This is a genomic window from Bacillus sp. AFS012607 (assembly GCF_002558005.1).
Classification (GTDB): domain Bacteria; phylum Bacillota; class Bacilli; order Bacillales; family Bacillaceae_G; genus Bacillus_A; species Bacillus_A thuringiensis_S.
This window is the reverse complement of sequence record NZ_NTVM01000010.1, coordinates 374225-397281: the sequence shown is the minus strand read 5'-3', so window position 1 is coordinate 397281 and position 23057 is coordinate 374225. Positions and strand designations below refer to the sequence as shown.

Genomic DNA, 23057 nt, shown 5'->3' with positions numbered 1-23057 from the left:
GTTTATTACTCACAAAGAAAAGTACCTATCTATATATAACAGATAGGTACTTTTCTTTTTAACTTAAATATAATCTACATGACTCACTCTGAATCCTTTTTTCTCTATTTTTCCGATTAATTGCTTTAATCTTGTTTCATCTAACTCATCTGATATATTTACAATAACGCGGCGGATATATTGATCACCGTTATCGAGTGTAAACAACCCACCGATATTATATGCTTTTAACAATGTCCCAAGCTCTTTAATCGTTCCTTTACAATCTTGTGTTGCAATTGTTAATATATAACCACCTGTCCGCATACCAAATGAATCTTCAATAACATCAAATATATTCGAATGCGTTAACATACCGACAAATTCATTATAATCATTTAGCACGGCTAAAAACGGAAGCCGACGAATCACATAAAAGGCTCTGAAGAAGGAATCCTTTTCAAAAATAAATGCATTGGAATTGTCAAGTATATCTCCTGCACTTACATGCTCTAATCCGCTATTGCATTTTTTTTCTAATAAATCTACTTTATAAATAATCCCCGTGAATTTCTTCTCATCTTCTGCTAATACCGGGATGGCTCGAAATCCCGTTTTGTTCATCGTTTGCAGTGCCTCTTCACCAGAATCATTTATTTTGCAAAATGTTACTTGCTGCTTTGGCAGAAAATGATATTTAACTCGCAAAATATGTTCCTCCTTACATGTCAACATGTAATCTATATATAATAAGGAGACCTATATTTTATGAGTGAAATTATTTTTAAAACGCTTTCATTTATTTATTAACTTGTGGCCATATCACATTCATTTTTATATAACAGAGCTTCTTGCGCCCTTAATCATTAATAATTTCACATGATAGTTCATTAAATATTCTATACCCTCTAGCCATTTTTTCGCTTCTTCTGGCGTTTTTCCCCACACAATCATGCCGTAATTATGAACAAGAACTACTCCTCCACCTTCAATGAAATTCGGAACATTGCTTTCTAATAAATCAGCGAATTTTTTTTCATCTTCTACAATTGGAATGGTCATTTCTGTTATACCTTCTTTTCCGAAAACACGTTCCACACTGCGTTTATCGAACGTTACTTCTCCTTCTTCTCCATATAACTCTGATATTAAATGACTATCTACAGTCTGCACTTGTAAAATACATCCTGCACTACTTTTTTTATAAATATCCGCATGCATAAATGACTCTGCAGCTGGTTTTTCTTCATTTTCAAATACTGACTCGCACATGCAATTTACGACAATAAAATCTTCTTCCGAAAATAGCCCTTTATCTCTTCCCTCAACATTTACTAAAAATGTTAACGGCTCTTTTGACGTACATAGCGACAAACTAATTTTGGTACCATAAAACCAATCACGAAGTGCCAATTCAGATTTCACATCTTTTAATTCATTCCATTTCTTCAGAAAAAATAACATTTCGTCACCCCCGGCATAATATTCATATAAGGTTCGAATCCTTTCTATGTAAAAGGAATATTTTTTGATTATTCTAAAAATTTAATTGAATTATCACATGAGAATGCTTTTTTGTCAATATAGTTTCGCGGTTCTTCTTTAAAATAGGCTATTCATATGTCTATACTCCTATCTATTGCCTATTTCATTTTGTACATAAAAAAATGCACTATTCTTTAATTAAAGAATAGTGCATTTTCCTCACTTTTTATCCCGCTATTTGCTAGGCAGTAAGACCCCCACCTCAAAATGCAGCGAAAGCAAAGAAGTTAGGCGGGGATCGGGCTCTGCCCGTAAAAGCCCGATTGGTGAGGGCTAATAATCAGTGGGGGATGAACAAAACCCCCACTGATTAAAGTTTCACTTTATTTCTTTATTGCATTATACAAAAACTGTGCATATTGTTCACGTGTTACGAAATTATCTCCTAAAAAATTCCCTTCCCCGTCACCTTTTGATATTTTATTATCTACTAGAGCTTTCACATATCCTTTCGCCCAATGGCCATTTGGTATATCTTTGAAATTCTCTGCACTATTTTCATTTTCTTTTAACTGAAATACTCTTTGTAGTACTACTGACATTTCATATCGAGTTAATACTCCATCTGGACGGAATATATCATTTCCATACCCTGTCATAATACCAGCTTGAACCACTGCATCAATAGCCGTTTCATACATATTTCCTTTCGTATCTGTAAATGCCGTTTTTGGTTCTAGATTATTTTCTAATTTTAAATACCTTTGTATTAGAAGAGCTACTTGTCCACGAGTAATGTTATCACCAAATCCAAATTCACCATTTCCATAGCCTATAAATAACTTTTCTTTCGCTAAGTAATTAATTGCTTCTTCTGACCAATGTCCCTTTGGTACATCTTTAAATTCTACCACTTCTGTTTTCTCATCTTCTTTAGATGTATTACCGTCTTTACTTTCTACTACATTTTGAATAACAGACCCTGTAAAGAAGATTCCTGTATCCGCAAATGGATCTTTCACACCAAATTCATATACTTTCTCACCTGGTGTACTCCATTTCACTACACCATTACTATACGTACCGTTATCGCTCTTCAGACGAATTTTCGTAGAAATCTCACCATCTTTTTCATATATAGGTACTTTTACTTCTTTATTTACTTCTGTTTCCTCTAAAAATACTTTTTGGTTTTGGACATTGATATAAGCCGTCTTACTTAGTTCTATAACTGGTCGGACATCACGGATTTCATTTGCAACAAAACTTAGAAATACTAATTTTTTCAAATTGCTCACTGGTGATAAGTCTGTAATATAATTCGCTTCTAAATCAAGCTTTTGTAAGTTTACTAGACTTGATAATGGAGTAATATCTTTTAATTCATTATTGGGTAAATCTAATTCTGTAAGCTGAGTCATTTTAGCAAGTGGTGTCACATCTTTAATTTGATTTTTCCCGACAAATAATTTATTTAATTGATTCATTTGATCAATACCCGATAAATCTTTAACATTATTACGCGTTAATACTAAATCTTTTAAAGGTAATGAATATAACGGTTTAATATCTTCAATTTGATTACCTGCTAAAGTTAAGTATGTTACATTTTTTAAAGCACTTAATGGAGCAACGTTCTTAATTTTATTATTTGCTAAATTCAAGTAATCTAGTTGTTCCATTTTCGCTAATGCTGTTACATCTTCTATTTGGTTGCCTGATAGATATAAAGTTTTTACATTTTTCATTTCAGTTAGTGGTGCAACATTTGTAATTTTATTATTACTTAAATCAAGAGACTCTAAATTATTCATCTTAACAAGTGGCGTTACATCTGAAAACTCATTACCACGCAAAGCTAAATGATTTAATTGCTTTAGGTTCGCAAAGAACGACGGATCTTTTATCTTTGCATTCGCAACTGTTAAAGATTTTAAATTTGGCATATATTTTAATGCACTATAATCAAGTATCTCGTTTGTATTTAAAAACAAATCCTTTACTTGTAATAACTCTTCTTTCGTAATTGGTGTATTTAAATCTTTTCTATTAAATACTTTTTTATTAACAAGTTCTCTTAATTTGTTATCTGTTATCATGTTTTGATTATCAACTGGATTATCCGTTTCCGTATTGCCTGAATTAGAGTTATTATCTGGTTTCTCTGTTTCTTTGTTACCTACAGTTGGATCTTTAATTTCAAATTGAACTTGATATTTGTGATCATATCCAATAGCTGGAATAAGTATATGCATTTGCATATTGTGCTTCTTCTCAAACTCGCCAATTTCAAATTGAACTACTTTCGTTCCATTCTTCCTCTTATCTTCTGACAAAACTTTCACATCATGAAATACACCAGGCTGGTTTCTATCTTCTATTCTAAGATATTGAAAATAATCGCTATCTTGCATTGTTACAGTGACAATTTTTTTGCCAGCTGCAATTGTTACTTTAGGATCTTTTATATATTGAGAAACCATAGATGGCTCGTCTTTTTGATCCTTATATATTTTAATCTCAGTATCATACGTGCGATCACTCGCTGCTGCTACCGATTGATTTGCTTCAACTTTTAGTGCTGCTAATGCTGGAGTAGAGTACGTAGCAAATGGAATTGCTAATGTTGTCGCTACTACTAGCGCCTTCATATAATTTTTTTTCAAAATAATATCCCCTATCATATATAATTTTTATAATTGATAATACTTATCAATTATCCACAAATAAATGATAATGAATCTCATTATCATTGTCAATGAGAATATTACATTAAATTTATATTTTTAAAGATAAATAATAAAAAGCCCTTTATTCAAAGGGCTTTTTTACCTATCGTATGAAGAATTTCACTTTTTTCCTTCTCATTGATGACACCGATTTTTTGCAAAATATTCGCGTACAATACAAGTTTATTATATATTCGTTCTGACATGTTCTCCCTTCTTTCCTTCGACCAACTTTTTTTGTATTGGTAAATTATATGAAAGAGATGAGAAAATGTGTCCACTTTTTGCATAAATGCAAATCTTTTATTTTACGATTTACAGACAATAAAACTCCCTCCTAAAAATTAGGCGGGAGTTTAGGTACTTTCACTGTATTTAACAAACTGTCCACTGAATATTATGCTTCATAAGTTCTTCTTCAAAACTATATGGCATTTTTTTATCACAAATTACATGTTGAATACGTGAAAATGCTGCTATACGATAATTCCCTTTCACGCCTACCTTCGTATGATCACATAAAATATATGTTTTCTCAGCTAATTTCATCATCGCCTCTGACAATTTCGCTTTCTCTAATTCAAAGCTGGAAACTCCAAAACTAGGTAATAGCCCATCAATCGAAACGAACGCTTTATGAAAATGGAATTGCTGTATTACTTGCTGAGAAATAGACCCTGATACACGCGAATGCTTTGGAGATACTTTTCCACCTATAAATAAAACTTCACCGTGAAACATCTTTTTATTAATAGAAGAAATTAATTGTGTTGCGACTGGAAATGAACTTGTTACAATCGTTAAGTTTTTACGATGAACAAGGTATGGAACCATTTGAAGCGGTGTACTTCCATCATCAATTGCAATGACATCACCATCTTCTACAAATGTCGCTGCTTTATAACCAATTCTTTTCTTCTCTTCTATATGTAGCATTTCTCTTTCTAACATTGGTGCCTCTACCCCAGCGCCTGGAAGTTGAACAGCTCCACCATACACTTTTTTCAACTTCTTTTCACGATCTAATTCTTCTAAATATCGACGAATCGTTTCTGTTGATACAGCAAATTCTCTAGCTAATTCTGAAACCTTTACTTTCCCTTTAAATTCTACCTTTTCAAGAATGGTTCGCTTTCTTTCTTCTCCTACTACAGACATAGCTTCACCTCATTTATATCTCCCTCATAAACTTCCTTATTTATACAAGGTTGTAATTTTCTTTATAAGCAGAAACTTTTTCATGAATATGAATACCGCGCTTTGCTAGCTCATCAAAAATCAATTGTGGATTTTCAAAAGCTTCTTCAGGCGTAACAACACCCACCCTATTTACATTTCCATTTGCAATTAACTCTGCAGCAATCCCAAATGGAATACCTACGTTTCTCGTATAAGCTCTTAATTTTTCCCATCCTACAACAGAGCCATCAGATAACGGATGTGTATGATATAATACATGTCTTTGCTTCTCATTATTTTTCATACCTATTACTTCTACATGAAGTGCATAACCATAAACCTCTGTTTCTTGTCCTTCTTTCGATTGTAATAAATACTGCGAAATACAATCCATAATACCAATTTCTTTCCCATTTATTTCAATCTGATCATTACGCAATATGCCGTAATCATATAAAGCATGTACAAGTTGCATATTTTGCTTTGGCCAAGTTCCTCTCGTCTCTATCAGTTTGATACCTTTATTTTCTAGTGCCTTTGCTAACGTAATTGTTTCAGAATGCGGGATTATATACTGCGTTGTCTTACCATAAGGCGCTGGCAATTCTATTTCTCTTGGACGCGCAAACGGAAGTACTTGCTTAAATTCACCATCTTCATACACTGTACGCGATGGTAAATGTGGATCATATTCATATGTCGTTGTCTCTGTAATTGATGCAGAAAAAGCAATCGGACGATACGAACCGTGACTTACGCGGATCGTATCTACAGTATCCAGTTGATTTGCTGCATGCATTGCCATCATTTGCGTTACACCTGGCGTCATGCCAAATCCAGGTAAACATGTTTTTTCGTTTTGAACAAATATAGCATGCGATTCATTTTCTTCACCAAATCCATTTAAGTTCACACCGTGACACCCTGCTTCTGCAATACAGCGGGTCGACAATCCGTTTAGCTTTATCGTCGTACCGTCCATTACAATGTCATAACCAATCATTTTTGCAACCGTATCCTCGTGATTCGTTACATCTACTTTTACAAAATCAACACGAGGATCGTTGAGCCATTCTACTACTTTACGGCCCTCTTCCTCGTTAAAATCAGCTACTGTAATCGTCTCAAAAGATGAAAATTGAACTAAATCCAAAATAGCTTCACGACAAATTTTACCTGCTCCACCTAAGCAAAATACTTTCATCCAATAACAGCTCCTTTAGCAATACTATCAACTAAGCGATTAATATCTTCTTCATGTACATCACCGATATTTCCAATGCGAAACGTATCTACTTTCGAAATTTTTCCAGGGTAAATAACAAATCCATAACGCTTTAATTCGTTATATAACTGTTGAAACTCGAACCCCTCTTTTGGATAAATGAAAGATGTAATAATAGGAGATTGATATTTCTCATCTACTAGTGGCTTAAATCCGATTTCTCCCATTCTATTCACTAGTAGTTTTTGATTGTTGTAATATCGATTGTAACGCGCTCTCACTCCCCCCTCTTTTTCTAGTTCAAGTAGTGCTTGATAAAAAGCATGTACAACATGTGTAGGTGAAGTAAAACGCCATTTCCCATTTTGTTTTTCCATCGTTTCCCATTGATCATATAAATCAAGAGATAAAGAACGTCCTTTTCCTTTACACTTCAATAATTCATCACGTTTTGCGATTACAAATCCGAATCCAGGAACCCCTTGAATACACTTATTTGCACTACTAATTAAAAAATCAATTTGTAAATCAGCAATGTCTATTTCAATCCCGCCGAAACTACTCATCGCATCAACAATTGTAACCTTTCCATACTGCTTTCCTAATTTACATACATCTACAATTGGATTTATAATACCTGTCGTTGTTTCACAATGAACAACTGCAATATGCGTAATCTCTTTATCTTCTTGCAATAACTTTTCTACTTCTACAATATTAGTAGGTTCCCACTCTTCTGTTTGACTGACCACTACATCAATCTGTAACATCTCTGCCATTTGCACGATGCGCTTACCGTACGCACCATTTGTACAAACGAGAAGCTTCCCATTTGCCGGAATAACAGAACCAATTACTGCTTCAACTGAAAACGTACCGCTTCCTTGCATTAACACTGTTGTATATTTCTCTTCTTCCTTCGTCGCTAACGATACAAGTTTAGCTCTTACTTCTTGCACCATCGTATTATATTCAACATCCCACGTACACCAATCGTATAGCATAACTTCTTTTACTGATTTTGTTGTCGTTAATGGTCCTGGTGTTAATAATAAATAGTGATTTTCATTCATGATCCAGTGCCCCTTTTATGAAATAATTAGTTCTTGTTTCTCGATATGTTCTATTATATTTTCGAGCTCCTGCATCGTTTCAATCGTAAAATGAGCCCCATTTTCAACAAACCGATTACGAACTACTTCTATTTTTTCACGAAGCTCTACCGAATCCATACTCTCCACTTCCTCTTCCGTTAAACCGAGCTCACTACTTCCAAGAATTACGCCAACTGTCCACATTCCAGCATTTCTACCTTCTTTCATATCTGATACTGTGTCCCCTACTTTTATCATATGATTCATCGGATACACATCAAGTTCCATTGCATTTTTATAGCACATCCATGGATATGGACGGCCTGCTGGAACATCATCTGGCGTAACAAGAAAATCAGGTTTATATCCTTGTAACGCTGCTTCCTTTGCAACAATATCCATCATTTCTCTCGTATAACCAGTTGTTGAACCGATTTTAATGCCTCTCTCACGTAAAGAAGCGATTACTTCTTTTACCCCCTCAATCGGCGTAGCATAACTTGGCAAAATAGAAAAGAGAATTTCTTCAAACTCTTCATACATCTCATGAATGTCTACTTCTGTTGGTAATTGACCGAAGACACGCTTCCACTCATCCGCAATACGAGGCATTTCTGTTAGTGCCCTTACATGATCTATTTTTAATAATCCCATTGGCTTACGTGCTTCTTCTACTGTAATTTCAACGCCGCGTTTATGAAAAATCTTCATGAATACTTCTAGTGGTGCAAAACATCCGTAATCAACTGTCGTACCTGCCCAATCAAAAATAACTGCTTCAATTTTCATTCTGTCCATCACCCTTCTTATTTATCTTTTTTGCCATTGCGAAGTTCGGTTACGAAGTGCTTTCGTTCCCCATTCATATACAACTCTCACTACAATATTTGTAATAACAATAAGTACACTCATTGCAGCTGCTGGCGCTACATTTCCTGCATCATCCATATTTACGATTGATACGGCAGCTAGTTTAAAATCAGCTGCATATAAGAATACAACTGCTGACACAGTTACCATCGAATTTACGAAGTAGTACATCACCATTTCTAAAATTGCTGGTAAACACATTGGTACTGTTACTCTAAAGAATGTTTTATAAAACGGAATACCCATTGACTGCGAAACAAGCTCAAACTCTCGGTCTAATTTCTTTAAGGCAGTCGTTGCCGTGACAAATGTTACAGAATAAAAATGAATGATATTTACTAGTACTAACACAGCGATTGTTCCGTATAAAGAATGAAACGGATTCGTTACTGATAGTCCCAGAATTTGAATCGTTGGTTGACTAAAGAAAAAGACATATCCTAATCCGAGTACTAAACCTGGTATCGCTAACGGCACTATAGAGAAAAAGTAACCTGTTTTTCTAAAAAATTGTAGCTGGTCTATTTTCTCAATTGCATATGCGAATACAAATGTTAAAATCGCCCCAATAACTGCTGTAACTGCTGAAACAATTACGCTATTTTTAAATGCTTCAAGTCCATCTCCTGTTAAACTCGAAAAATTAAAATGCTCAAATGTAAAACTCATATTATATGGCCATACTTTCACACTTGCAGCAATACCAACTGCAACAAATAATAGAATGATCATAAGTGTAATTACACTACAATATATGAATGAGATTACATCTCTTTTCTTATTAGCTATTATTCTGTATGGTACTGCTTTTGAAGATAAGAAATTCGCCTGCTTTCTTTGCGTAATACGATCAACTACAAATGCGAATATAGCTGGGATTAATAAAATCATTCCGACAGTTGCACCCATCGGCATATTTTGCTGTCCAATTACTTGTTTGTATACGTCAGTAGCAAGCACATTATATTGCCCACCAACAATTTTTGGTGCCCCAAAATCAGTAAAACTAAGTGTAAACACAACAAACATTGCACTAATTAATCCGTACTTTACACTAGGTAAAGTAACCGTGAAAAATTGCTTTGTTTTACTCGCCCCTAACATATTAGAAGCTTCATATAATCGATAATCAGATCCTTGAAAGGCAATTAGCAATATAAGAAATGCTTGCGGAAATGTGTACATAACTTCAGCTATTACAATTCCTACTGGTCCATATAAAGGGATTTGTATACCTTCAAATAACCCAAACATCCCTTTCGTTACTAGCCCTTGATTACCAAATAAATATGTAAGTGCTATACCGTGCATCATCGTTGGTGCGAACAATGGTAATAACGCTACATACTGAAATACACGCTTTCCAAAAACATTCGTACGGGCAATTGCATATGCGTAAACGAATGCGATTGCAACTGAAATAATTGTTGTTGCGCCCGAAATCCATACTGTATTTTGTAAAGACTGAACTAAAGTTGGTGTTGTGAAATATTTACTGAAATTCGCTAAACCAATGAAAACTCCATCTTTATTATAAAAAGCTTGTGTAAATATTTGTAATAGCGGCAATACAAGTATGATAAGGAAGGAAAGGATCATACCGATAATTACGAGCCTTTGGATCCATTCCTCTTTCCCAATACTTCTCTTAATCTTTTTTTTCGTACTTTCTACCTTATAGTTTTCTAACATCTCCATCTATACAATGACCTTCTTTCCATATGACAACATATGATTTTCTGAGAAAGAGATTTGAATCGGCTTTCCTTTTCTAATAGCGGTTGCTTCTACTTCTGATGCTAATATATCCACTACAATTTTCTCATTATAAAGGTGTGTGTTTTCTTCTATGACTCGCACTTCCGTCCGATATACGGATCCGCGAAATTCCATACTTTCCACAACTGTTTTAATACCTTCCTTTTGTACAATTGTTACATGTTCAGGACGAATTGCATGTTCTTCGTTATTTTTCGAAAAGAAATTAATAGAACCAATAAAATCTGCCACAAACGGATTGGCTGGTCTTTGATAAATCTCCTCTGGTGTTCCAATCTGCATAATTTCCGCATGATTCATTACAACAATTTTATCAGCCATCGTTAATGCCTCTTCTTGATCATGCGTTACCATAATCGTCGTTATTCCTATTTCCTCTTGCAAATCACGCATTTCTCTACGTAATTTTTCACGCACTTTTGCATCTAAAGCTGATAACGGCTCATCGAGTAACAAAATATCTGGAGACAGAGCGAGCGCACGTGCAAGTGCTACTCGCTGCTGTTGTCCACCAGACATTTGAGCAGGATATTTATCTTTTACATTCAGCAAATCTACAAGTTTTAACGCATCTAGCGCTTTCTCTTTCACTTCTGCTTTCCCATATTTTTTTGTCTTTAAGCCGTATTCAATATTTTCAAGTGCTGTTAAATTCGGAAATAAAGCATACGATTGGAAAACCATTCCGAAGTTTCTCTTTCCAGGAGGCAATGCTGTAATATCTTTTCCATTCACAGCTATACTGCCAGTCGTTGGTTCCTCTAGTCCCGCTAAAATGCGAAGCAACGTCGTTTTCCCACAACCACTTGGGCCTAATAAACAAACAAACTCATTTTTGTTCACAGTAAAAGAAATATCTTTTAACGCTGTAAATGCATCAAACTGTTTTTGAATGTGTTGAATTGATAAATATTCGCTCATTTTTCTCTCTCCCACTCACTTACTTTTTCGGTTCTGCTTTTTGGCCAAACTCTTTTTCCCATTTTTCTAAAATTTTATCACGATTTTCTGCTGCCCATTTAAAGTCATTCTTTTTATATAATTTTTCAGTAACATCTTTCGGGAATCCCTCTGGAAGTTTATAGTCATTTTTAATTGTCGCAAATCCATTTTTCTCAAAGTATAACTTCATTACATCATCAGTAATTGCCCAATCTAAAAATGCTTGCGCTAATTTATCATTTTTCGCATTATCTTTCTTAATAAGTGCGTTCGCTTCTACTTCCCATCCTAATCCTTCTTTCGGCAGTACAACTTCAACTGGGGCACCTTTTTGTTTTTCTTTTAAAGCACTATAAACCATTGATACACCGACTGGATATTCACCTGCTCCTGCTAATTTTGCTGGTTTTGATCCTGAATGCGTATAACTTGCCATATTATCATGAAGTTTCTTCATGTAATCCCAGCCTTTATCTTCACCCATGATTTGTAGCCATGCAGAAACTGTTAAAAACCCTGTTCCAGATGATGCTGGATGTGGCATAACAAGTGTTCCTTTATACTCTGGTTTCGTTAAATCTTCATATGATTCTGGCATCGGTAAATTTTTCTTCTTTAATTCTTCTTTATTTACAGCAATCCCCGTCATAAATGCAGTATTTCCTACCCATTTTTCAGGTTGCTTATCATCTTTAAATTGCGGAAGAACACGATCTGTTCCTTTTGGAGAGTATCCTTTTAACATATCTTTTTTATCTAAAGCTAATAGACTTGATGCCGCAGTTCCCCATACAACATCTGCTTGTGTATTTTTCCCTTCAGCTAGCAATTTCGCAGTAATAACTCCTGTTGAATCACGTACAATGTTTAATTTTACATCAGGATATTTCTTTTTAAAGGAATCAAGATAAATTGGTACAAGCTCTTCTTCAATTGCTGTGTAAACAGTTAATGATCCAGATAATTTTTCATCTTTCACTTTCGCTCCAGCACTTTCTTCCTTCTTTGCACCACACCCCATTAATAACGAAAATACCATTCCAGTCGCTACAGCTTTAAAGATTGTTTTTTTCACTGTTTCTCTCTCCTTTTACAAATCTTATGTACAACTCAAATATAAACAACTAGTGTAAAAGCAGTATTAAACCAACATTAATCTTTTGTTTGTTGTTTGTTTTTGTGTAATACGTTGCTACTTCTATGTTTTTTCGCATTTTTCTGCTAATAGAAAACACTAAATTTACAAATAATTAAAAAAACCTTTATAATCCCACAAAAAAATGAGGCGTTTGTAAAAACGCCTCATTTTTGTTTCCCTTTTTTTGAATTACGATTAGCATACTTTGCGCTATTTTCTCCTTCATACTCTAATGCAAATTCTGCATCTGGTAAGCTTTCTTTCGGAGTTTTATTATTATTGATTGCCGCATTTTGTTTTACTTTTCTTTTTACCAATACATTCACCTGCTCTCAAGAAATCACTTTCTACTCTAGTTTGAAACAATTTAAAATAATTATTACTGGCAAGTGTTAACAAGTACATAAGAGGCGTTCGATGGAAATACTACGTATGAAGAAATCATTATAAAAAGGAGCGATGATTTTGAAGAAAAAAGAAAAGATTCAATCACCAATTTTAGACGAAACGCTCCCGCATCAAATGAATTTTCCATCTTTTAAAGGAACAGGAAAAACGATGCAACAACCTTTTGTGAATCCATATGATGTTGTAATTGGAGACAGTAAATATAATTCCGAGAACAGTCCACTTAACAATTGGAGTGATGAAGTAGATCCCGCCATTATGGCTGGTGATGAGTGGATCCATCCTACAAATGATATTGGGTGGATTTCAGAAGAAAATCAAGAGTTGCTAAAAAACGAATCAGATAATAAAAATGAAGCTTTTATGCATCCACAATTTGGCATTAACGACTAAAAAACCATTCTACCTAACATAGGTAGAATGGTTTCATACTATCCAATAATAATCCGTTCTTTCGGGTATTTATAGCGAGGTGGTTGTTCCCTTCCACCACTAGCTAAAATAAATGTTAAAATACCAACGCGTCCGATAAACATAAGCACAATGAGTACAAGCTTCCCAATAGTTGTTAAATCAGGCGTAACACCTGTTGATAGTCCTGTCGTTCCGAAAGCAGAACAAACCTCAACAATTAAGCTCATAAGCGGTACATTTTCCGTAATAGATAAAACGAATAGCGCAGTAGCACATAACAAAATCCCCATCGTCATAACGACAGATGCTTTCAGTACATCCTCTTCATGTAACTGACGTTTGAAGACTCTAACTGTTCTACCGCCCCTTGCAAAGGTGTATAGTGACAATATACTAACAGCAAATGTTGTTGTACGTATTCCGCCCCCAACCGAACTTGGAGATGCCCCTATAAACATTAATATACTCATAAATAAAAGCGTCGGTTGTGACAATTCACGTATATCCATTGTAGCCAGTCCACCACTTCGCGTCGTCACAGATTGGAATAATGTATAGAAAACTGTTTCATGCCATGACTTTCCTGCTAAAAACTGATTTCGTTCTAGTAGAAAAATCATAATTGTTCCAACGATAACGAGTGCAAAAAATGTCGTTGTCGTCAATTTTGTAAATAACGAAAAGCGGAATAGTTGCTGTCGCCTTTTACTAAAGAATTGTTTTACTTCCATTAACACCGGGAAGCCAATCGCTCCTAAAATAATAAGCAACATATGAATCATTTGCACAATATAATCTTTTTTGTACGGAATTAGTGATTGTCCAGTTAAATCAAATCCTCCGTTCGTAGTTGCACTAACAGCGGCAAAGAAACCGTGGAAATAAGCTTCTTGCCAAGTTGGAAAATAAAGTAGAAATCTTGTACCTAATAGTATTGCTCCAATAAGTTCTATCGAAATAATTACAATTAAAATAGAACGCATCAATTCTACAAGGCCTGATAAATTCCCTTGATTATGATCTGCCATAATGAGTCTTCTTCTCTGCAAACCGATTTTTTTCCCCGTTATAATCCAAACAAACGTACCAAGTGCCATAATCCCTAAGCCGCCTAATTGTAAAATAAGGGCTAACATAATAATTCCTGCCGTAGTAAATGTATCTGAAATCGTAACAACAGACAGTCCCGTAACACTTACCGCACTAACAGATGTAAAGAGGGCATCTATAAATGTCCATTTCACACCAGCCTTCGTAACAAACGGGAAACTAAGCAATATTACCGATACAACTACCGCTAATAAATAAAACAAAACGATGAGTTGTACAGGACGTAATTTTTGTAAAAACTTTTTTATATCTCTCATTCCATCACTTCGCTACCTTTTTTCTATCGATTAAATAAAGAAAAATCTTTACTTTCTTTATTTGTAAATAACTGCTCAAATAATTTGGCAAAGACCATTCCATATACAGTTCCATTACCTCCATACGGCAATGCGTAAAACAAATTATGTATCTTTTCGTCTTCTTTTAAAATGGGGAGACCATCATGAGTACCACCAAATGCGGCTGCCCAATAGTAGTCTGCCTGTATATTTTTATACTGCGGGAACAGTTCTTTTACAATATTAATAAGGATATCACGCTTATGCAATAATTTCGTATCACCGATTGTTTGAATTTGTATCGCTTCATCTAATCCGCCTACAATAATGCGGTTTCGATACGTTCGAAAATATAAGTAGGGCCGTGCCGTTTCCCAAATTAACGATCGCTCATGCCAGCCTTCAAACTGATTTATTTCATTTGTTACAATTGCATAAGAAGTTTCTACTGTTGTATTCTTTTCTTTCTTTCCAAAAAGCGCTTCATAACCTGTCGCCATAATAATATTCTTTGCTACAATTTGATTTCCTGTTTTCGTGTAACAAATTAAATCATTTTGGTGTTTTTTTATATGTATTGCCTCTGTATGTTCATATATATTAGCTCCCATTTGGTTTGCTTTATGCAAAAAACTATGCGCTAGTAAATACGGATTCACCTCAGCATCACCTTGCATATATAACGCTGCTTGTTTTGCAAAAGAATAACGTTTCTTAATATCAGCTTCTGTAAAATATTCAACTGGAAATCCATAATTCTGTAACGTATTATATTCCTCTTGTAAAAATGAGACATCCTCACTTTTACTTGCATAATATAAACTATTTCGCGGAATAAAATGGGGATCAATATCAAGAGTCGGTATAACCTCTTCCATTGTTCTTAGCGCTTCATAACAAAGCTTATATGCTCGTACCCCTTTTTCTTTACCAAATGTATGAATAAGAGAAGTTAACGATTTATCATGAAGAAATTGTAGTAAACCTGTATTAGCAGCTGTGCTACCACACGCAATTGCTCTTTTTTCAATAAGTGTAACACTCATACCAATTTTCGCTAACGAATGCGCTATATGAGCACCTGCTTCGCCACTTCCGACTACAAGTACATCACATATCATATCACTTTCTAACGGTGGATAACAAGGTACAGAAACTCCTGTATTCCAAAACAACTTACCGGTCATAAGTTTCATAATCATACTCCTAAAATATAAATTTCTCCTTTCTATGTTTTTTTATTTTTAATTAGAACGCTCTTCAAGCCAATTTCCAATCGTCGGATATGTTTGTTTTACAGCTGTTCCACCGTAAACAATAGACATATGCCCTGTCGGTAAACATACATATTGTTTATCTGTGCTAGAAATATGGTCTAGTAACGCTTCTACTTGACATGGCAAAGCGATATGATCACGTTTCCCGGAAATATTTAAGACATTCGCCTTAATCTTTGCAAGGTCTACCTTTTGTCCGCGAATAACAAGTTCACCCTTAACCAGTTTATTATTTTGATAAAAATCACGAATCCACTGTCTGTATGATTCACCTGGGAACGGAATACCATCACCAACCCACTTTTGAACCAATCTCCAGCTTTCGACGAAGCGCTCATTCTCTGAACGATCTACTAAAGCAACATATGGACCAACAAAGTTCGTAATTGGTTTTAACATTTTGTTTCCGAAATCAATCATTTCTGGCGGAATATTTCCAAATGTATCAACCGCTTTATCTAAATTGAAGTATTTCTCATCTAATAAAGGACCATACAATCCTGTTTCAGAGAAATCAAAAGGACTTGTCATGAAAATTAAATTACGAATTGGCATGTGCGGATGAAGTGCTGCATAAATGGAAGTTAGCGTTCCACCCATGCAATAACCAAGTAAAGAAATCTCGTCCGCTTTTGCAGTTCGCATTACTTTTTTTACTGCTTTTGCAATATAATCAAACACGAAATCATCAAATTTCAAATGACTATCTTCTAAACCAAATGTGCCCCAATCAAGCATATACACATCAAAACCACGATCCACTAGATATTCCACTAAACTATTTCCAGGAGTTAAATCCATAATATATGGTTTATTAATAAGAGCATATATTAACAGAATTGGAACTCTTTGTGTTTTTTCTTGTTTTGGAATGTAGCGATAAAGCTTCGTCTTATTCTTCGTCCAAATAACCTCTTTCGGCGTTAATCCTACTTGCGGCTCTGGTTCACGTAATAAAATTTCACTCGCCCTTTTCACTCGGCGGTATGCTTTTCGGTACTCTTCTGGGTATAGCTCTAATTGCTTTTCCCATTCTGTTGCGAATGTAGTCATTTTCCTATCTCCTTTTTGGTCGATTTCCTTCTAAAAAAAGAAGTGCATTCCTGCTATGGATATGCACTTTTTTCTTACTTCATTACATATATAATCCGCCGTTAATGTTTAATTGCTGACCTGTGATATACGCACCGTCACGGCATAGGTATACTACACCTTTTGCAATTTCATCAGCTTGACCAAAACGTTTTTTCGGGATTTTTGCAACGATTTTTTGACGTACTTCTTCTGGTACTTCTGCTACCATTTCAGTATCAATAAATCCAGGGCAAATTGCATTTACAGTGACATTTGTTTTTGCAAGTTCTAATGCTAATGATTTTGTAAATCCTAACATACCCGCTTTTGCTGCTGAGTAGTTTGTTTGGCCAAATCCACCTGCTTGGCCAATAATAGAAGAAATGCTAATAATTCTTCCTTCTTCCGCTTCCGTTATGTATGGAAGAACCGCGCTTGTCGTATTAAATACGCTACTTAAATTCACGTCAATTACGCGCTCCCAATCTTCACGATTTAACTTTTTGAATGTACGATCTCTTGTAATACCAGCATTATTAACAAGAATATCAACTTTACCAAAATGATTCACAGCTTCTTCTACAAGTCGGTTTGCATCTTCTACTTTAGAAACATCCGCTTGCACTGCATAAACGTCATGTCCATCTTTTCCTAGTTCATTTACTAAATTTTCAGCTGCTTCTTTACTGCTATTATAGTTAATAACTACTTTCGCTCCCTCTTGTGCTAATGCTACTGTAATTGCTTTTCCAATCCCTTTTGCTCCACCTGTTACGATTGCTACTTTGCCATTTAATTGAACCATTTCTTTTCCCCCTTAAATGAATTTGTGAACGATTGTTATGAATCATTTTGGTACTCATACTGTAGAGTCCCTATATAATTATGTTTCGCCGTTTACACGTGAAAGAGATTCTCCCTCTCTCTTTTACCTGTTATAAACAAGCGCTTTTATCATTTTTTATTTTCCGGCTTATTCGCAGGCTTTATCTCTTCTTTTACAGGTACTTGTAGTTTAGCTAGTACTGCATTTTGCTTTTCTAGCAATTCTAAAATTTGATCTACTTTTGTTTCAAGCGTACGAATATCTTGTTTCACTTTCGTCACATCACGCTTTAATGTAGGAGCTTGTCCTAAAGAATCTACTTTCTCCTCTAGAAACTCCTCAATGTTATCTACTTTATTTTCTAAGTTAATAACAAGCGTAGCCACTCTTGCGATATCCTCTTTCGTCGGCACATTTACTTGTTCTAAATAGTTTTTTGTCGTATCATTTAATGCTTTTTGATAAAACAAATTCAAATCTAGAACGCTGCCCATCCAAGCAGAATATTCTTCTGTTTTAATTGTTTCATTGAGCGCTTTTCCCCAAAATGTTTCGGTTTGTTCATAAGCATTTTTCCATGCTTGTAGTGGATCGAATTTTTGATCAATCACTTTACCTACACTCCCTTTTTCGTTTTTGAAACAATTCAACCTATTCACTATTTTCTAATATTCTGAATAAAACTTCAAGTCTATATTTTATTTTTTTCTATTTTCTAACAAATGTATTGACTTTAAAAACAGATAGGTGTAAATTGCACTTATAAGCAAAAAATTCCATCTAACTGATTCATGAGGTGATGCACAATCATGCTACAAAATGAACCAGAACAACGCGAAAGTTTGGAGAACAACCAAGCGAAACAACCAAACTCCATGCCAAAAAACTTCTTAGTTCCCTTCTTACTTCTCTGTCTAAAAGACTGGAGTCTTCATGGTTACAAACTTATTCAAATGCTAATGGATATCGGCTTTTCTTCTGTTGACCAAGGTAATGTTTATAGAACACTACGCAAATTAGAAAAAGAAAACCTTATTTCTTCTACTTGGGATACAAGCGATGGAGGGCCGGCAAAAAGAATTTATTCTTTAACTGAATATGGAGAGCAATATTTAACAACATGTGCGACTTCTTTTGAACATTATCAAAATATGTTGCGAACGTTTTTCACGTTATACACCAATGCATTCTTTCCATTTTCTACTTCTCCAGAAAAGGATGAAAAGGATTCTTCATCTTCACCTGGTGGTACAGCAGAGTAATCTGCGTTCACAATATGCAAAAAAACATTTGGGGGTCAAACAATGGAAACTAAACCATACGAATTAGTCGATGCATTTTGGAAAAACTGGTCTCAATCACTTTCCCTTTTCTCTTCAGCTGGGAAACAATTAGAGCAACTTACTTTAGAAACATTAAAACAACAACAAGACGCTTTGCATAAATTAACATCAGGAGTAGATGAACTAGAAAAAGAACTACAACAACTCACTGCTCAGTTCAATAACCAATATACAGATTACGTGAAACAATTAACTGGAAACTCCTTAAATGATCAAATTAACGAGTGGCAAGACAAGTGGAAGGAACTTTCTGCTCATATGCAGCAACTTACTGTTTCTCCTACAAAAACATCTTTGTCAATCCTTACACAAACAAGCGGTCAATTTGAAGAAACAACAAAACAATTTATTGAGCAACAACAATTACAACGTGAAGAGGCTCAAAAACAGTTAGAGGGTTTTTTGGAAGAGTTCAAGTCAAAACAGTTGGAACTCGCAAAAAAGTTCGAGGAAAATTCAAAAAATCTATTTACTTCCATCAAGTAAGAAAAATGTGGGAGCTAACTGCAGCACAAACAAAACTCTTTCTTCCTCCTACTACATCAAGATGGCTAGCATTTTTCGATATGGAAAAGAAGGAGGACAAAATGAATCCATTTCAAGAAGCACAAACTGTTCCGGAGCTTCGTTATGATGAGATTCAAGTCGGTGATCAAGCATCCCTTACAAAAACAATTACGGATGAAGATGTTATCAATTTTGCAAAATTGACTGGAGATGTGAATCCTATTCATATTTTAGATTCTTTTGCAAAAACAACAATGTTTAAAGAACGTATTGCTCACGGTATGCTCGTTTCGAGTTTTATTTCTACCATCCTTGGAACGAAACTCCCAGGCAAAAATACGATTTATTTATCCCAAAATGTTTCATTCCGTGCCCCTGTCAAAATCGGTGATACACTTCGTGTTGTGGCAGAGGTTATTAAGAAGCGTGACGATAAAAAAATCATTACGTTGCAAACAAACATATATAATCAATCAGATGATATTGTCGTGGAAGGAACAGCGACAATACTAAAAAAAGAGTAGCAAATTTGCTACTCTTTTTTCTATCCAAGAACTTCTAATCGCACCGATTACTTCCGCGTATGACTACGTCATTTCCACATAAAATAACGTTACCAGTTTAGATAAGAACTTAGCTGAACTGGACTACTCATAAGGATGTGTATCAACATGGTAAAAACAAACAAATTATTAGTTCCAGGTGCAGAGCAAGCGCTTGAACAATTTAAATATGAGATTGCACAAGAATTTGGTGTAAGCTTAGGGTCTAATACAGCATCTCGTTCTAACGGTTCAGTTGGCGGTGAAGTAACAAAACGTCTTGTTGCTTTAGCACAACAACAATTACGTGGATAATAATATAACATATGGCTTAGAGGCAGATATTCTCTGCCTCTTTCTATTTTCAACATACATAATAGTGCTTTTTCACATACTAATCAAAGCAAAATGAAAGGAGCGATATGTGAAATGAAACGGATTAATATTAGCATGAGCCCTCCCCGCGTTCTTACTTTATCTTTTCTTCTATTATCAGTTGTCGGCACATGCTTATTAAAACTGCCCATTGCTACGACAACGTCCATTTCATGGCTCGATGCCTTATTTACAACCGTTTCCGCTTGTACTGTTACTGGGCTTGGTGTTGTAGATACCGGAAAAATGTTTACTTTATTTGGACAATGTGTCATTTTAACGCTTATACAAGTTGGCGGGCTTGGCATTATGAGCTTTGCTGTCTTAATTGCGATTATGCTCGGAAGAAAAATCGGTCTTCAAAACCGTATTTTATTACAACAAGCATTAAATCAAACGAATATCGGCGGCGTCATCCGTCTTGCCAAATCGTTATTTTCATTCTCTTTTACAGTCGAATGTATCGCTACTTTAATTCTTTCTTTTGAGTGGGTACCAAAATATGGGGTTACCAAAGGGATCTATTATAGTTTTTTCCATTCAATCTCAGCCTTTAACAATGCTGGTTTTTCTGTGTGGAGCGATAATTTAATGTCCCATTCTCATAGCATTCTTGTCAATTTCGTCATTTCCTCTCTCATCATTTTAGGTGGAATAGGTTTTACAGTAATCGTAGACATAAAAAGAAAGAAAAACTTTAAAAACCTTACACTACATTCAAAACTTATGCTTTCTTCTACTCTAATCGTCAACATTATTGCTACCCTTTTTATTTTTATATTCGAGTTCCATAACTCCCTTTCTATGAGAGGTTTTACCCCATTTGAAGAAGGAATAGCCTCTTATTTTCAAGCAATTTCAACGCGAACTGCCGGGTTTAATACAGTTGATATTTCTACATTGTCAAAACCTTCCCTCCTATTAATGATGCTCCTTATGTTTATTGGTGCTGGTAGCGCTTCAACGGGTGGTGGGATTAAGTTAACAACATTTTTAATCATATTTTTTGGCGTATTTAAATTTCTACAAGAACAAGAGGATATTGTCGTATTTAAAAAATCCATTAAAGATACTCTCATTGTCAAATCATTAACTATTACTATTATTTCCATTTCATTTATCTTTTTTGCTATTTTAATTTTGAGTATTACTGAGCGAGTTCCTCTATTGATGAGTGCTTTCGAAGTATTTTCAGCATTTGGGACTGTTGGCCTCAGTATGAACTTAACCCCCCACTTAACTATAATCGGAAAAGCTATTATTATCTTTATGATGTTTTTTGGGAAAATGGGTCCTTTAACATTGGCTTTTTCATTTGCTCGTAAAAAGAACCGGAAAATAAAATATCCGAATGAAGATATTTTAACAGGTTGACAACCGTAGAAATTATCCATATAATGAGAATACAATAGCATATCTCCAAAGGGGAGTAGCGTCCAAGAAAATTTCTTGGAAACAAAGTCGTCATTACGTAGAACTTAGTTCTTCCGGCTTTGTTGGCATTTTCATTACATATGTCTAGCAAGACCTTTGCCTATTAACGGCAGAGGTCTTTTTTGTATTCATTTCCAGATTCTTCCAAAGTTAATAGGCAGGAGTATGGGGAAACTAAATAGTGGGGATATTCTTCACTTATTTAGAACTTATAGAAATGAGAGGAGAATGTACATGGATGTATCATTATTATTGGAGTATGGTTGGGTATTACTCATCCTAATTGCACTTGAAGGAATTTTAGCGGCTGATAACGCTCTTGTTCTTGCAATTATGGTAAAACATTTACCAGAAGAAAAACGAAAGAAAGCACTATTTTATGGATTAGCGGGGGCATTTGTTTTCCGATTCGGATCGTTATTTATGATTTCGTTCTTAGTCGATGTATGGCAAGTGCAAGCAATCGGTGCCATCTACCTTATGTTTATCGCTGGTAATCACTTATTTAAAACGTATGTTAAAAAGAATACGGATGAAGAAACTGAAGAAAAAGAAGCAAAGAAAAAACAAGAGAACTTTTGGTGGACTGTATTTAAAGTTGAGGTTGCTGATATCGCCTTCGCAGTTGATTCAATTTTAGCTGCTGTTGCACTAGCAATGACTTTACCAAAAACAGGATTAGGTACAATTGGTAGTCTTGATACTGGGCAATTCGTTGTTATCTTTGTGGGTGGACTTATCGGATTAATCATTATGCGATTTGCAGCAACTGCTTTCGTACAAATCTTAAAACGTAAACCAGGACTTGAAACTGCAGCATTCTTAATTGTAGGTTGGGTTGGTGTAAAGCTAGCAGTTTATACATTAGCACACCCTGCATTAAATGTAATTCCACATTCATTCCCAGAATCCACTCCGTGGAAGCTTACATTCTGGATTGTATTAGTCGGAATCGCAGTTGGTGGTTGGTTCTTCTCAAAAGAAGTAGAAGTAAAAGTAGAAAAGAATTTAGACGAAAAAGCGCTGTAATTACAGCGCTTTTTCTTTTT

At 35.0% G+C, this 23057-nt stretch carries 23 protein-coding genes and 1 riboswitch; of the genes, 7 read left to right on the top strand and 16 right to left on the bottom strand.

Going from position 1 to position 23057, the window contains the following annotated elements:
• Positions 1 to 63 precede the first annotated feature (63 nt).
• The 11 genes from cbpA to CN409_RS31815 all read right to left on the bottom strand — a co-directional run bounded on the left by cbpA (position 64) and on the right by CN409_RS31815 (position 12737).
• On the bottom strand, positions 64 to 687 hold the full coding sequence (cbpA, locus tag CN409_RS12415) for a cyclic di-AMP binding protein CbpA (RefSeq protein ID WP_001264213.1): 624 nt from the start codon (positions 685 to 687) through the stop codon (positions 64 to 66).
• Between the two features lie 126 nt (positions 688 to 813).
• Complete coding sequence (locus tag CN409_RS12410; protein WP_000896006.1) at positions 814 to 1443, bottom strand: class II aldolase/adducin family protein; 630 nt, start codon at positions 1441 to 1443, stop codon at positions 814 to 816.
• 404 nt (positions 1444 to 1847) lie between these two features.
• Complete coding sequence (locus tag CN409_RS12405) at positions 1848 to 4130, bottom strand: NEAT domain-containing leucine-rich repeat protein (RefSeq protein ID WP_103577946.1); 2283 nt, start codon at positions 4128 to 4130, stop codon at positions 1848 to 1850.
• A 438-nt stretch (positions 4131 to 4568) separates the two neighbouring features.
• Positions 4569 to 5351, bottom strand: coding sequence for a DeoR/GlpR family DNA-binding transcription regulator (locus tag CN409_RS12395; RefSeq protein WP_000117666.1), 783 nt, complete (start codon positions 5349 to 5351; stop codon positions 4569 to 4571).
• A gap of 40 nt (positions 5352 to 5391) precedes the next feature.
• Positions 5392 to 6576, bottom strand: coding sequence for a saccharopine dehydrogenase family protein (locus CN409_RS12390; RefSeq protein WP_000862157.1), 1185 nt, complete (start codon positions 6574 to 6576; stop codon positions 5392 to 5394).
• Positions 6573 to 7670 carry a 2-aminoethylphosphonate--pyruvate transaminase gene (gene phnW / locus CN409_RS12385; protein ID WP_001004779.1) on the bottom strand — a complete coding sequence of 366 codons (1098 nt, stop codon included), beginning with the start codon at positions 7668 to 7670 and terminating at the stop codon, positions 6573 to 6575. The genes CN409_RS12390 and phnW overlap by 4 nt, the downstream gene beginning before the upstream one ends.
• Positions 7671 to 7685: 15 nt before the next feature.
• The gene (gene phnX, locus CN409_RS12380; RefSeq protein ID WP_000687386.1) at positions 7686 to 8480 is read right to left on the bottom strand and encodes a phosphonoacetaldehyde hydrolase; all 795 of its coding nucleotides are present in this window, start codon (positions 8478 to 8480) and stop codon (positions 7686 to 7688) included.
• 21 nt (positions 8481 to 8501) lie between these two features.
• Complete coding sequence (locus CN409_RS12375; RefSeq protein WP_000425527.1) at positions 8502 to 10259, bottom strand: putative 2-aminoethylphosphonate ABC transporter permease subunit; 1758 nt, start codon at positions 10257 to 10259, stop codon at positions 8502 to 8504.
• Positions 10260 to 11261, bottom strand: a complete 1002-nt coding sequence (locus tag CN409_RS12370) for a putative 2-aminoethylphosphonate ABC transporter ATP-binding protein (RefSeq protein WP_000006195.1) — start codon at positions 11259 to 11261, stop codon at positions 10260 to 10262.
• Positions 11262 to 11280: 19 nt separating this feature from the next.
• Entirely contained in the window at positions 11281 to 12357 is a 1077-nt protein-coding gene (locus tag CN409_RS12365; RefSeq protein WP_000750915.1) for a putative 2-aminoethylphosphonate ABC transporter substrate-binding protein, read from the bottom strand.
• 227 nt (positions 12358 to 12584) lie between these two features.
• Positions 12585 to 12737: a hypothetical protein gene (locus tag CN409_RS31815; protein ID WP_000240799.1), complete on the bottom strand. Its 153-nt coding sequence runs from the start codon at positions 12735 to 12737 to the stop codon at positions 12585 to 12587.
• A gap of 148 nt (positions 12738 to 12885) precedes the next feature.
• Here CN409_RS31815 and CN409_RS12350 point away from each other — a divergent pair, with 148 nt between their 5' ends.
• Entirely contained in the window at positions 12886 to 13221 is a 336-nt protein-coding gene (locus tag CN409_RS12350) for a DUF3905 domain-containing protein (RefSeq protein ID WP_000726020.1), read from the top strand.
• A 38-nt stretch (positions 13222 to 13259) separates the two neighbouring features.
• Here the strand turns inward: CN409_RS12350 and CN409_RS12345 are convergent, their stop codons facing one another.
• The 5 genes from CN409_RS12345 to phaR all read right to left on the bottom strand — a co-directional run bounded on the left by CN409_RS12345 (position 13260) and on the right by phaR (position 18418).
• Complete coding sequence (locus CN409_RS12345; RefSeq protein ID WP_001204689.1) at positions 13260 to 14609, bottom strand: TrkH family potassium uptake protein; 1350 nt, start codon at positions 14607 to 14609, stop codon at positions 13260 to 13262.
• A gap of 23 nt (positions 14610 to 14632) precedes the next feature.
• Entirely contained in the window at positions 14633 to 15826 is a 1194-nt protein-coding gene (locus tag CN409_RS12340; RefSeq protein WP_000772567.1) for an NAD(P)/FAD-dependent oxidoreductase, read from the bottom strand.
• 48 nt (positions 15827 to 15874) lie between these two features.
• Positions 15875 to 16960, bottom strand: a complete 1086-nt coding sequence (gene phaC, locus CN409_RS12335; RefSeq protein ID WP_016097973.1) for a class III poly(R)-hydroxyalkanoic acid synthase subunit PhaC — start codon at positions 16958 to 16960, stop codon at positions 15875 to 15877.
• Positions 16961 to 17042: 82 nt separating this feature from the next.
• A complete protein-coding gene (locus CN409_RS12330) occupies positions 17043 to 17786 on the bottom strand; it encodes an acetoacetyl-CoA reductase (protein ID WP_000250407.1) in 744 nt (247 codons plus the stop codon).
• Between the two features lie 149 nt (positions 17787 to 17935).
• Positions 17936 to 18418: a polyhydroxyalkanoic acid synthase subunit PhaR gene (gene phaR, locus CN409_RS12325; protein WP_000566941.1), complete on the bottom strand. Its 483-nt coding sequence runs from the start codon at positions 18416 to 18418 to the stop codon at positions 17936 to 17938.
• Between the two features lie 198 nt (positions 18419 to 18616).
• Here phaR and phaQ point away from each other — a divergent pair, with 198 nt between their 5' ends.
• The 6 genes from phaQ (at position 18617) to CN409_RS12295 (ending at position 23037) form a co-directional block, all read left to right on the top strand.
• Positions 18617 to 19069, top strand: a complete 453-nt coding sequence (phaQ, locus tag CN409_RS12320; protein ID WP_000939954.1) for a poly-beta-hydroxybutyrate-responsive repressor — start codon at positions 18617 to 18619, stop codon at positions 19067 to 19069.
• A gap of 42 nt (positions 19070 to 19111) precedes the next feature.
• Entirely contained in the window at positions 19112 to 19636 is a 525-nt protein-coding gene (phaP, locus tag CN409_RS12315) for a polyhydroxyalkanoic acid inclusion protein PhaP (protein ID WP_000448596.1), read from the top strand.
• Positions 19637 to 19737: 101 nt separating this feature from the next.
• The gene (locus CN409_RS12310; RefSeq protein ID WP_001067916.1) at positions 19738 to 20181 is read left to right on the top strand and encodes a MaoC family dehydratase; all 444 of its coding nucleotides are present in this window, start codon (positions 19738 to 19740) and stop codon (positions 20179 to 20181) included.
• Between the two features lie 147 nt (positions 20182 to 20328).
• On the top strand, positions 20329 to 20514 hold the full coding sequence (locus tag CN409_RS12305; protein WP_000241212.1) for an alpha/beta-type small acid-soluble spore protein: 186 nt from the start codon (positions 20329 to 20331) through the stop codon (positions 20512 to 20514).
• 114 nt (positions 20515 to 20628) lie between these two features.
• Positions 20629 to 21948, top strand: coding sequence for a TrkH family potassium uptake protein (locus CN409_RS12300; protein WP_086389859.1), 1320 nt, complete (start codon positions 20629 to 20631; stop codon positions 21946 to 21948).
• Positions 21949 to 21986: 38 nt separating this feature from the next.
• Positions 21987 to 22160, top strand: a riboswitch (yybP-ykoY riboswitch).
• 82 nt (positions 22161 to 22242) lie between these two features.
• Positions 22243 to 23037, top strand: coding sequence for a TerC family protein (locus CN409_RS12295; protein WP_000383326.1), 795 nt, complete (start codon positions 22243 to 22245; stop codon positions 23035 to 23037).
• The last annotated feature ends 20 nt before the right edge of the window (positions 23038 to 23057 follow it).